Genomic DNA, 11,094 nt, shown 5'->3' on the forward strand with positions numbered 1-11,094 from the left:
GCCCTGTGCGAAGAGATGAAAGTGAAGTGCACCCTGGTCAAGCAGGACTGGGACGGCATCATTCCGGCGCTGCTGTCACGCAAGTTTGACGCCATCATCGCCACCATGGACATCACAGAAGAGCGCAAGAAGAAGGTGGACTTCACCCAGAAGTACCAGCACATTCCGGCCCGCTTCGCCGCCAAGAAGGGCACTGACGTGCAGCTCGACAAAGCCTTTATGGAAGGCAAGTCCGTCGCGGTGCAGCGTGCGACCTCCATGGATACCTTTATTACCGACAACTTCCCCAACGCCACCATCAAGCGTTACGGCACCGCCGATGAAGCCTATCTCGATCTGAAATCCGGTCGTGTGGACTATGTGCTGGCCGACTCTGCCGCCATCACCGACGGTCTGCTGAAGAAAGAGGGCGGTGATGCCTTCGAATTCGTCGGCCCGAAACTGACCGATCCCAAGTGGTTTGGCGAGGGTGCCGGTATTGCGGTGCGCAAGGCTGACAAGGATCTGAAAGAGAAATTCAACGCCGCCATTCTGGCGCTGCGTGCCAACGGCAAGTACAAGGAAATCAACGACAAGTACTTCGAGTTCGACGTTTACGGAGAGTAAAACAAAGAGATGTTTACGGCGAGTAAGTCCAAAGACGTCTACGGCAAGTAACGACAGGTTGATCCCGTCAGTAGTCATCGGGCCCGTCACCTCCCTGAGGGAGTTTACGGGCCCGCATTGATTGCAATGGAGCTGCACATATTTCATTCGGACTGCTATGGAGCCTTCTGGTTAGCAGGTGCGTGAAGATTCAGTGGCGATGGAGCTGCATATGTTTGATTTGAAAGGATACGAAGCCTCGCTGCTGGAGGGCGCCTGGGTCACCCTGGAAGTGGCGCTGGCCTCCCTGCTGCTGGCGTTGCTGCTGGGGATGCTGGGGGCGCTGGCCAAACTCTCTCCCTACAAGTGGGCCCGGGCCATCGCCACCGGCTACACCACCATCATTCGCGGCATCCCCGATCTGGTGCTGATGATGCTGCTCTTCTTTGGCGGCCAGGTGCTGATCAACGGTATCTGCACCTGGGTCAACGAGACTTACAACAGCTGGTTACTGGAGAGTAATCCCAATCAGGAGTGGGTCTCCCTGCTGCCGGACTATATCGACATCAGCCCCTTTGTGGCCGGTGTCGCGACCATCGGCTTTATCTTCGGCGCCTACATGACCGAGACCTTTCGCGGCGCCATTCTGGCAGTGGACAAAGGCGAACTGGAGGCAGCACGGGCCTTTGGCATGCGGGCAACCCAGGTGTTTGTGCGGATCCTCTTCCCCCAGATGATGCGCCACGCGCTGCCCGGGTTTGGCAACAACTGGCTGGTGCTGCTGAAAACCACCGCGCTGGTCTCCATCATCGGCCTTGATGACATGGTGCGCAAAGCCTCGTTGGCGGCGGGCTCGACCCAGCAACCCTTCACCTTCTACATGGCGGTGGCGCTGATCTTCCTGATCTTCACTGCAGTCTCCACCTCGGCGCTCAAGTGGGCCGAGCGTCACTATGCCATCAAGACGAGGTAAGCCATGGATTTCTCAATCATTCTCAAAGAGTGGCCCACCTACTGGGAGGGGCTCTATACCACCGTCTGGCTGGTGGCCCTCTCTCTGATCCTTGGGTTGATGCTGGCGGTGCCCATGGGCATTCTGCGCAACAGCCGCAACTGGCTGATCAAGGGGCCGATCTGGGCCTATATCTACTTCTTTCGCGGCACCCCGCTGCTGGTGCAGCTCTTTATCATCTACTACGGCGCCGCCCAGTGGGAGTGGCTGAAGAACAGTGCCGCCTGGTCGCTCTTCTCCGAAGCCTGGTTCTGTGCGCTGCTGGCCTTTACCCTCAATACCGCCGCCTATACCGCCGAGATCGTGCGCGGGGCGGTACACAATATGCCGCGCGGCCAGATTGAGGCTGCCAACGCCTTTGGCATGACCCGCTGGCAGACCCTGACCCGGATCATTTTGCCCAACTCGTTTCGTCGGGCACTGCCGGCTTACAGCAACGAGGTGATCTTCATGCTGCAAGGTTCGGCGGTGGCGGGCATCATCACCATCGTCGATCTGACCGGCGCGGCGCGGATCATCAACTCCCGCTACTACAGTCCGTTCGAGGCCTTTTTGACCGCAGGGCTGCTCTATATGCTGCTCACCTTTGTCATCGTCTGGCTGTTCAAGAAGTGGGAAGCGCGCTGGCACGCTCACCTGCGCCCGCGCAATGTGTAAGGGTTGAGCTGCCAAGATGAGCGAAAATGGCTCCGCCTGTTGCAGGCGGGGCCATTTTTTATCTTTATCCTCTGCCCGCCCGGTTTGCCAAATAGTGCCCGAGCAGGGAGAATGCAGCACTCCCGAGCGCAGTCAGTCGTTGGCTGCGTGCTTTATCCCCCAGTTCCCGAGGTTTTATGTACCGGATATTGTTTGAGCATCCCGCTTTCCTGGTTATCGACAAGCAGCCCGGCATCGGCATGCATGACGAGAAGGGCGACTGGGAGTCGGTCAATCCGGGGCTGGTCAATCGCGTGAAGGCCGATACCGGGCTCACCCTCTATCCGGTACACCGGCTCGACAAGATGACCTCCGGTCTGGTGCTGCTGGCCCGCACCACGGACGCGAACCGTGAGCTGAGCATGGCTTTTGCGGCCCGTGAGGTGAGTAAACAGTATCTGGCGCTCTCCGATCGTAAACCGAAGAAGAAGCAGGGTTGGGTGAAGGGGGATATGCAAAAGGGGCGCGGCGGCAGCTGGATGCTGGCGCGCACGCTGGATAATCCTGCTATCAGCTGGTTCGATTCACTGTCGGTGCGCGAGGGGCTGCGGCTCTATCGCATCAAGCCGCAGACCGGCAAGACCCACCAGATCCGGGTTGCCCTCAAAAGCATCGGCGCCCCCATTCTCGGGGATGAACGCTATGGCGGTACATCAGCCGATCGTGGCTATCTGCATGCCTGGCAGCTCAGCTTTACCCTGGCGGGCGAGCCCTTCGACTTTGTCTGCCCGCCCACGCAGGGGGCCGAGTTTGTCACCCCCGAGCTGACCGCCGCGATTGCCGCTCTTGCACCTTGAGGCTCCCATGATAAGCCGCTCGCCAGCTGAACCAGTGGTGCCGAAAGAGAGTGGGGGGAATCGAGAGTGCGGGGGGGCTGCGCGCTGGATCCTGGCCGACTTTGACGACACCCTGGCTCCAGGCGACAGCCACGCCGGTCTGCTGCGCTATATCCTGCGCCGCCGGATCTGGCCGCTGCTGCTGTTGCCAGTGATTGCGCTGGGTGGCTTGGTCTATCTTCTTCCCAGCCAGCGGCGGCGCGGAATCTCCCTTATCTGGTGGGCCATCACGTTGGGGCTTTCCCCTTTGGACTGGCGCAAGCTGGTGCGCGCCTATTGCCGCACCAGGCCGGGGCTGTATCGTCAGGCTCGCGAATTGCTGCAAAGCGAGGGGGCGCGCTGCTGGGTGATCTCCGCCAGTCCCTGCGCGCTGGTGCGCGCCCAGCTCTATCAGCAACTGCCCGGCCAGTTGCCCCACCGGATCATTGGCTCGCAGATGCACTACCGTTTTGGCGGCCTGATGCCGCGCTTCTATTGCCACGGTCAGCACAAGCTGCTGCCGGAGATTTGCGCCCTCGATGCCGAGCTGGCCTTGAGCGACAGCCTGCACGATCTGCCGCTGCTGGGGTTGGGGAAAGAGGCGTGGTTGATCAATCCGACGCCTGTGCGACTGCAAAAGGCCCGGGCCTGCTTGCCCCATCTGATGGTCAAAAACTGGCAACTGTAAGGCAAAGCTGACAGTCCTGCGGGTCGTTACCGTTTGATCCGCAAGGCTGCGGCTTGAATGTCACAATCTATTTACATTCTTTGCTGTCAGCTGCGAAAAACTATCTGCAACCCGCCTCTTCTCTTCCTGCTACGCCCTGCTTCTAATGAAACAAGTTGTTAACACTTGCCGCGCCGCTGGGTGCCGCAATCCGTTTTAACCGAATCAAGAGCAAGGAGCGCCCGATGAATGCCACCTCTTCCGCCACCCATACCATCAATCCGTTAGGCACAGACGGTTTCGAGTTTGTCGAATACACAGCCCCCGATGCCAAGGGGATTGCTGCCCTCAAGAGCCTGTTTGTTTCGCTCGGGTTTGCCGAGGTCGCCAAGCACAAACACAAGCAGTGCTGGCTCTACCGGCAGGGGGATATCAACTTTGTGGTCAATGCTGAGCCTCACTCCCAGGCGGAGCAGTTTGCCAGCCTGCACGGGCCGAGCGTTTGCGGCATGGCGTTTCGGGTGAGCGATGCGGGCAAAGCCCAGCAGTACGCCATCGCCAAGGGGGCAAAGCCTTTTGTCGGCAAGATTGGGCCGATGGAGCTCAATATTCCCGCCATCTACGGTATCGGCGAGAGCACCCTCTCCTTTGTCGACCGCTATGGCGACAAGGGCTCCATCTACGACGTGGATTTTGTTTTCTACCCCGACTGGCAGGCCCGGATGGCAGAGGTGGATGCTGGTCTCATCGAAATCGATCACCTGACCCATAACGTGCATCGCGGCAATATGGATGTCTGGTCCAATTTCTACGAGCGGATCGGCAACTTCCGCGAAATTCGCTACTTCGATATCGAGGGCAAGCTGACCGGGCTGCATTCACGCGCCATGACCGCTCCCTGCGGCAAGATCCGCATCCCCATCAACGAGTCGGCGGATGACAAGTCCCAGATCGAGGAGTACCTGCGTCAGTACAAGGGGGAGGGGATCCAGCACATCGCCATGGCCTCCAGCGATATCTACCACACCATCCGCACCCTGCGCAGCCGCGGTACCGGCTTTATGCCGACGCCCGATACCTACTACGAGAAGGTGAACAGTCGGGTCGAGGGGCATCAGGAGGATCTGGCGGCCCTCAAAGAGCTGCGCATCCTCATCGACGGCTCCCCTACCAAAGATGGCATCCTGTTGCAGATCTTCACCGATACCGTGATAGGCCCGGTCTTCTTCGAGATCATCCAGCGCAAGGGTAACGAAGGGTTTGGCGAGGGCAATTTCAAGGCACTGTTTGAATCGATCGAGCTGGACCAGATCCGCCGCGGCGTGCTGGATGGCGGTGAGGATGAGAAGGGGGCCCGCAAAGAGGGAGCGAGCAATGCGTAACTGGATTAACTTTCCCCACCGGGAGGGAACCCACTCCCGACAGGCCCATGCCGACCTGCCGGAGCAGGCCATCTATGAGCGCGAGCTGGGGCGTAGCGGCTTTTTCGGCCCCGCCACCCACATGCACCACAAACATGCCCCCACCGACTGGAGCAGTTGGGAGGGGCCGTTGCGGCCACGGCTGTTTGACCTCAATGCCCTCCAGGAGGAGGTAAGCTCGCTCTCTCCCTGGGTGGCTCCCGACATTCTTAGCAACCCCCACTGCCGCTATCGCATCTGGCGGCTCTCCGAGGCGATGCCGTTTCTGGTGCGCAACGCCGATGGCGACGAGCTGCTCTTTATCCACGAAGGGAGCGGCGAGCTCTTCTGCGACTACGGCCACCTGACTCTTCGCGATGGCGACTACGTGGTGATCCCCCGTGGCACCATGTGGCGCATCGAGCCGACAGCGCCCCTGTTCATCCTGATGATCGAGGCGACCAACGACAGCTACCAGCTGCCGGATAAGGGGCTGGTGGGCAATCACGCCATCTTCGACCCAGCGGCGCTGGATGTGCCCGCCATCAACGAGCGCTTTTTGGCCCAGCAGGATGAGAATCCCTGGTCGCTGCAGGTGAAGCGCCACGATCAGGTATCGGTCATCACTTGGCCCTTCAACCCGCTGGATGCACAAGGGTGGCACGGGGATTTGTGCGTGGTGCGCCTCAACTGGCGGGATATCCGCCCGCTGATGAGCCATCGCTACCATCTGCCGCCGTCGGCTCATTCGACCTTTGTGGCGAGCCGCTTCGTGATCTGTACCTTCGTGCCGCGCCCCATCGAGAGCGATCCCGGCGCCCTCAAGGTGCCCTTCTATCACAGCAATGACGATTACGACGAGGTGCTCTTCTACCACGCCGGGGACTTCTTTAGCCGGGACAATATCGAGCGGGGCATGGTCACCTTCCATCCTGCCGGTTTCACCCACGGCCCCCATCCCAAGGCGTTTGCGGCAGGGCAGGCCTATGCCAAGAAGTTCACCGACGAGGTGGCAGTGATGCTCGATACCCGCGATGCGCTGAACGTCGGCAGTCTGTGCGAAGGGATCGAGAACACCCGGTATGTCTCCAGCTGGCAGCGACCGGACGCTGCTGCCGGCAAATAAGGAATCGCTTATGAAATTGGCAACATTGAACAATGGCAAGCGCGATGGCGCTTTGGTGGTTGTGAGCAGGGATCTGGCCCGGGCGGTGCGGGTGAGCGAGATTGCCCCGACTTTGCAGGCCGCCCTCGATGAGTGGGCCGAGGTTGCCCCCAGGCTGGAGGCTGTCTATCAGCAGCTTAACGAGGGCCGTGCGGTAGAGGCGTTCCCCTTTGATGAAGCGTCTTGCCTCTCTCCGCTGCCGCGTGCCTATCAGTGGGCCGATGGCAGCGCCTACGTCAACCATGTGGAGCTGGTGCGCAAGGCCCGCGGCGCCGAGATGCCGGAAAGCTTCTGGCACGATCCGCTGATGTATCAGGGGGGCTCTGACAGCTTTTTGGCTCCCCGTGGGCCGATTGTGATGGGTTCGGAGGAGTGGGGGATCGATTTCGAGTCGGAGGTAGCCATCATCACCGACGATGTGCCTATGGGGGTGAGTGCGCAGGGGGCCACCAGCCACGTCAAATTGCTGATGCTGGTCAACGATGTGAGCCTGCGCAACTTGATCCCGGGGGAGCTGGCCAAGGGCTTTGGCTTCTTCCAGTCCAAACCGTCCAGCGCCTTCTCGCCGGTGGCCATCACTCCAGATGAACTCGGCGATGACTGGCGTGATGGCAAAGTGCATCTGCCGCTTCTGACTCACCTCAACGGTGCCCTGTTTGGTGCGCCAGAAGCCGGGGTGGACATGACCTTCAGCTTCTTCGAGCTGATTGCCCATGCCGCCAAGACCCGTCCCCTTGGCGCTGGCTGCATCATTGGCTCGGGTACCGTCTCCAACTACGATCGCAGCGCCGGTTCATCCTGTATCGCCGAGCGCCGCATGCTGGAAATTCTTGATTGTGATCAAGCTATAACCCCCTATTTGCAGTTTGGTGATAGAGTGTCGATCGCGATGGAGGATCGCTCTGGCCAAAACCTGTTTGGCACCATCTCTCAACAGGTGGTGCCAGCGAGCGGTCAGGGAGGTTGATGACCAGCGCCGGTTGGCGGCAAACCTATTCGGGATATGTCCGGATCACGACGAGCCCTCAACCGGTGCAGGATACACACGGAGGCAGGTGGCGAGCACCTGCCGGGCTGCAGGCCCAGATAAGATGCAGGGACAGATTATGTTGCAGTTGTTTGGCTATTGGCGTTCGTCGGCAAGTTTTCGGGTGCGGATCGTGTTGCAGCTCAAGGGGCTCGCCTACGAGCAGCATCCCATCAATTTGCGGCAAGGCGAGCAGAGCGAGAAGGCCTATCGCCGGATCAACCCCCAAGGGCTGGTGCCGTTTCTGGTGGATGGCGATGTGCAGATCGGTCAGTCGGTCGCCATCATGGAGTACCTTGACGAGACCTATCCCGCCTATTCTCTGATGCCCTCTTCCCCCGACGCGCGGGCCCGGGTGCGCCAGATCGTCAACATGATCGCCTGCGATATCCACCCGCTCAATAATCTGCGGGTGCTCAACTATCTGGAAGAACACTTCAGGGCCAACAACGAGCAGGAGGCTCGCTGGTATCGCCACTGGATTGACGAGACCTTCACCGCCCTCGAACAGCTGTTGATGACCACCGCCGGTGTCTACTGCGTCGGCAACGAAGTGACCCTGGCCGATTGCATGCTGGTGCCCCAGGTCTACAACGCTCGTCGCTACGACATGACCCTGGACGATTACCCCACTATCCGCCGCATCGTCGCCAATTGCGAACAGTTGCAAGCCTTTATCAAAGCCGCCCCCGCAAACCAGCCGGACGCGCAGTGACCTACTGACTTGAATCGCGGGATGGCGTCAACACGCCATCCCACGCGTCACATCTCCTCATCTCTTTATTCCCCTCTCTGTGCGCTTTGTGTTCTTCGTGTTGACGGCTGAATGTCGCCAATAATCCTTCTTTTGTCACACCTATCAACATTTTGCATTGACTTAGTCTTTATTGTTGGTGTTTTGGGCTGTCAGTCACACTCAAGTCAGTTGATTGGGCCTAGTATCGCCACGCCAGCGGGACAGCGGAAAGCAGAAATGCGCACAGGTCGCCTATCAGGGGGCCTGGCTACCTCCCTGGTTTCCATGGTTTATTCGCACTGCTCTTTTTCGTGTTTACGGTTTGATGGCCCGCACTGTCCGGCCCGTGTCACCGCGCAGATCCCTTGTGACAGCGGCAGGTTGACTGGCGCGCCACCGCTTATTTGCAACCACTCTGTGCAACAAGGAGATCTCATGTATTCCTTCAAAAAGTGCGTCGTCGCACTCTCCATCAACCTTGCTCTCTTCTCGTCGGCGTTCGCCTGTACCACCTTGCTGGTCGGCAGTGAAGCCAGCGCCGATGGCTCCATGATGGTGGCCCGCAGCGCCGACAGCGATGCCCTGAAAGCCCAGCATTTCGTAATCCATCCGGCCAAGCAGGGGCAGAGCGGTATGCACAGCTCCAAGGCTCACAACGGTGCCAATGATTTCAGCTACCCCTTGCCGAAAAACTCCCTGCGCTATACCACGGTACCGAACTGGAAGACCCAGATGCACGGCGCCACCGGGTTCAATGAGAAGGGGGTAGGGGTGAGCGGCACCGAGTCCATTTTTGCCTCACCCGACGCGCTCGCCTTCGATCCCTATGTGGAAGATAAGGGGATTACCGAAGACGACATTCCCGATGTGCTGCTCTCCCGCGCTACGTCGGCCCGCGAGGCAATCGCCTTGCTTGGTAACATCATCGAGACCATTGGTGCTGGGGAGGGATTTGGCGTCGCCGTGGTGGATGATAACGAGCTCTGGTATCTGGAGACCGCCACCGGCCACCACTGGATGGCGCAGCGACTGCCGAAAAATCACTATTTCGCTACCGGCAATCAGGGCCGCTTGCAGCAGTACGATCCCGCCAGTGCCGATACGATGGGATCGAAGAATCTGATCGAATTTGCCACCGAGAAGGGGCTCTACCATCCGCAAAAGGATGGGGCGTTCAACTTCTCGAAAGCCTATACCCGCGATGACGAGCGGGACCGCACCTATAACGATCCGCGGGTCTGGACCATCCAGCAGATGTTCAACCCCTCGCTCAAGCAGGCGGTGGATGCCGGTCGTCAGTTCCCGGTCACCCTCGCCCCCGAGAAGAAGATGACGCTGGAGGAGGTCAAGGCGGTGCTGCGCAATCACTATGACGGCACCGAGCACGATCCCTACAGCAAGGGGTTGAACGGTCAGGAGCCGTGGCGCCCCGTCAGTGTGTTCCGCACTTACGAGTCTCACGTGATGCAGGTTCGCCCCTGGATGCCGCGTGAGGTGGGGGAGGTGACCTATCTGGGCCTCGGCATGGCGGATCTGACCGCCTTCGTTCCCTACTACAGCGGTCTGGAAGCCTATCCGGCGCACTATGCCATGGGCAGTGACAAGGCCGACAGCGACTCCATCTACTGGAAATATCGCAAACTGCAGACCCTGGTGATGACCGATTACCCCAAATTGGCCCCCATAGTGAAGCAGGCGTACCAGAGCTGGGAGGCGAAGATCGCCAAAGAGCAGAAAGAGATGGAAGCCAGCTACCTGAAAACGGTCAAAACCGACAAGGCCGCCGCCAACAGCATGCTCAACGACTTCAATCTGCGGGTGATGAAGGAGGCGGAAACGCTGACCGACGATCTCACCAACCAGATCTTCACTGTACGCACCCAGGATATTCAGGCCGATATCTTCTTCGCCAACAAGGCGAAAAAGGACTGATTGCCCCCATGATGTGGTAAGGCGGCAGAGCGTGTCGTCATCCATGTCTTGAGTATGGTGATCTTCTCACTGTCACCTTTGTTATCAGAAGACGACATAACGAAAAGCCTTCACGGGAGTGAAGGCTTTTTTGCAGAGTGTGTTCAGATGAGCACGACGAAGTCTGTCTGGCTAAAAACGGTACTCGATATGGAGGGTATGGCTGTCCAGCCCCGGGTTCTTGTCATACATATAGGCGTTGGACATGTGCTCATACTGATAGCCGATCAGCCAATTCTTGGTGATGGCGTAACCGAGGCCGATACCCAGAGCGAACTGCAAGGGACCGCCGTAATCCTTGTAGCCGTGGCCGCGGGTGCCAAATTGATACTGATCGAGCCAGACCATTTCGCCGGGGATCCAGGTCACCCAGTTACCCCATTGGCATTCGATACGGGCACCGCCTCCCAGTCTTGCTGTCTCTTCATCTTCTACCTTGAGGGTACCGCCACGCACTCCCAATCCAAATTGACAGGCCGAGTCTCCCCAGCGCCAGAACATGTGGTGAAACTTGGCATCGGCGATCTTGATGTCAAGCTTTTCATTGCTGAACGCCTTGCCCAGCTGCAGGGCAAGAATATTGTCATTGGCCACGGCCCCTGTGCTGGTGAGCAGTGAAACCAGCAGGCCAATCCTTGATAGAGTGTTAGCGTCCATGCCCCCTCCAATGTCGTTGAGACCCTGTGGTGCCGATTCAATCGGACACATATCAGGCATAGTCAACAGGCAATAACCCTGTCAATCACGGCCAGAAAAACTAAAAAAAACCATGTTGGCGAATAAATGGTCTATCACTTTTATGTTCTCAATAACGGGGGAAAAACGGAGTCTGGCTGAACGTTATTTGAACAGTTTGTTATGTGTGATGTTAATGGCGGTCACTTTTCAGGCAATGGCTGAGTGGATTGATGGGGATATCAGAGAGGTTGCCGAACTCGAATAAAGTATTGCCAACCATATTTTAATTGAAAGTTCAATGGATGTGACTCACAAAAATTAATTTCTTTTTGGAGGAGCGAG

11 protein-coding genes are annotated in these 11,094 nt (G+C 58.5%); 10 read left to right on the plus strand and 1 reads right to left on the minus strand.

From position 1 onward, the window contains the following. The 10 genes from G5358_RS01570 to G5358_RS01615 form a co-directional block, all read left to right on the plus strand. A partial coding sequence (locus G5358_RS01570) for a transporter substrate-binding domain-containing protein (protein WP_421323470.1) occupies positions 1-606 on the plus strand: 606 nt, incomplete at its 5' end. A gap of 211 nt (positions 607-817) precedes the next feature. Continuing rightward, positions 818-1,558 (plus strand): ABC transporter permease, encoded by a 741-nt coding sequence (locus G5358_RS01575; protein WP_005352911.1) that lies wholly within the window; start codon positions 818-820, stop codon positions 1,556-1,558. Between the two features lie 3 nt (positions 1,559-1,561). Continuing rightward, entirely contained in the window at positions 1,562-2,254 is a 693-nt protein-coding gene (locus G5358_RS01580; protein ID WP_005337302.1) for an ABC transporter permease, read from the plus strand. Between the two features lie 176 nt (positions 2,255-2,430). Continuing rightward, positions 2,431-3,090, plus strand: coding sequence for a TIGR01621 family pseudouridine synthase (locus G5358_RS01585; protein ID WP_421265426.1), 660 nt, complete (start codon positions 2,431-2,433; stop codon positions 3,088-3,090). A 7-nt stretch (positions 3,091-3,097) separates the two neighbouring features. Then, positions 3,098-3,796 carry an HAD family hydrolase gene (locus G5358_RS01590; RefSeq protein WP_421323471.1) on the plus strand — a complete coding sequence of 233 codons (699 nt, stop codon included), beginning with the start codon at positions 3,098-3,100 and terminating at the stop codon, positions 3,794-3,796. A 224-nt stretch (positions 3,797-4,020) separates the two neighbouring features. After that, positions 4,021-5,157 (plus strand): 4-hydroxyphenylpyruvate dioxygenase, encoded by a 1,137-nt coding sequence (hppD, locus tag G5358_RS01595; protein WP_323935940.1) that lies wholly within the window; start codon positions 4,021-4,023, stop codon positions 5,155-5,157. Beyond that, positions 5,150-6,301 carry a homogentisate 1,2-dioxygenase gene (locus tag G5358_RS01600; RefSeq protein ID WP_216953354.1) on the plus strand — a complete coding sequence of 384 codons (1,152 nt, stop codon included), beginning with the start codon at positions 5,150-5,152 and terminating at the stop codon, positions 6,299-6,301. Before hppD ends, G5358_RS01600 begins: the two co-directional genes overlap by 8 nt. Positions 6,302-6,311: 10 nt before the next feature. Further along, positions 6,312-7,307: a fumarylacetoacetate hydrolase family protein gene (locus tag G5358_RS01605; RefSeq protein ID WP_139411878.1), complete on the plus strand. Its 996-nt coding sequence runs from the start codon at positions 6,312-6,314 to the stop codon at positions 7,305-7,307. 139 nt (positions 7,308-7,446) lie between these two features. Continuing rightward, positions 7,447-8,082, plus strand: a complete 636-nt coding sequence (gene maiA / locus G5358_RS01610; RefSeq protein ID WP_005361400.1) for a maleylacetoacetate isomerase — start codon at positions 7,447-7,449, stop codon at positions 8,080-8,082. Positions 8,083-8,538: 456 nt separating this feature from the next. Beyond that, positions 8,539-10,035 (plus strand): C69 family dipeptidase, encoded by a 1,497-nt coding sequence (locus G5358_RS01615; RefSeq protein WP_421323472.1) that lies wholly within the window; start codon positions 8,539-8,541, stop codon positions 10,033-10,035. A 171-nt stretch (positions 10,036-10,206) separates the two neighbouring features. Here G5358_RS01615 and G5358_RS01620 read toward each other — a convergent pair whose 3' ends face one another. Beyond that, positions 10,207-10,731 carry an acyloxyacyl hydrolase gene (locus G5358_RS01620; RefSeq protein WP_216953357.1) on the minus strand — a complete coding sequence of 175 codons (525 nt, stop codon included), beginning with the start codon at positions 10,729-10,731 and terminating at the stop codon, positions 10,207-10,209. Between the last annotated feature and the right edge of the window lie 363 nt (positions 10,732-11,094).

The sequence above is a fragment of the Aeromonas sp. 604176 genome, assembly GCF_049170755.1.
Classification (GTDB): domain Bacteria; phylum Pseudomonadota; class Gammaproteobacteria; order Enterobacterales; family Aeromonadaceae; genus Aeromonas; species Aeromonas veronii_A.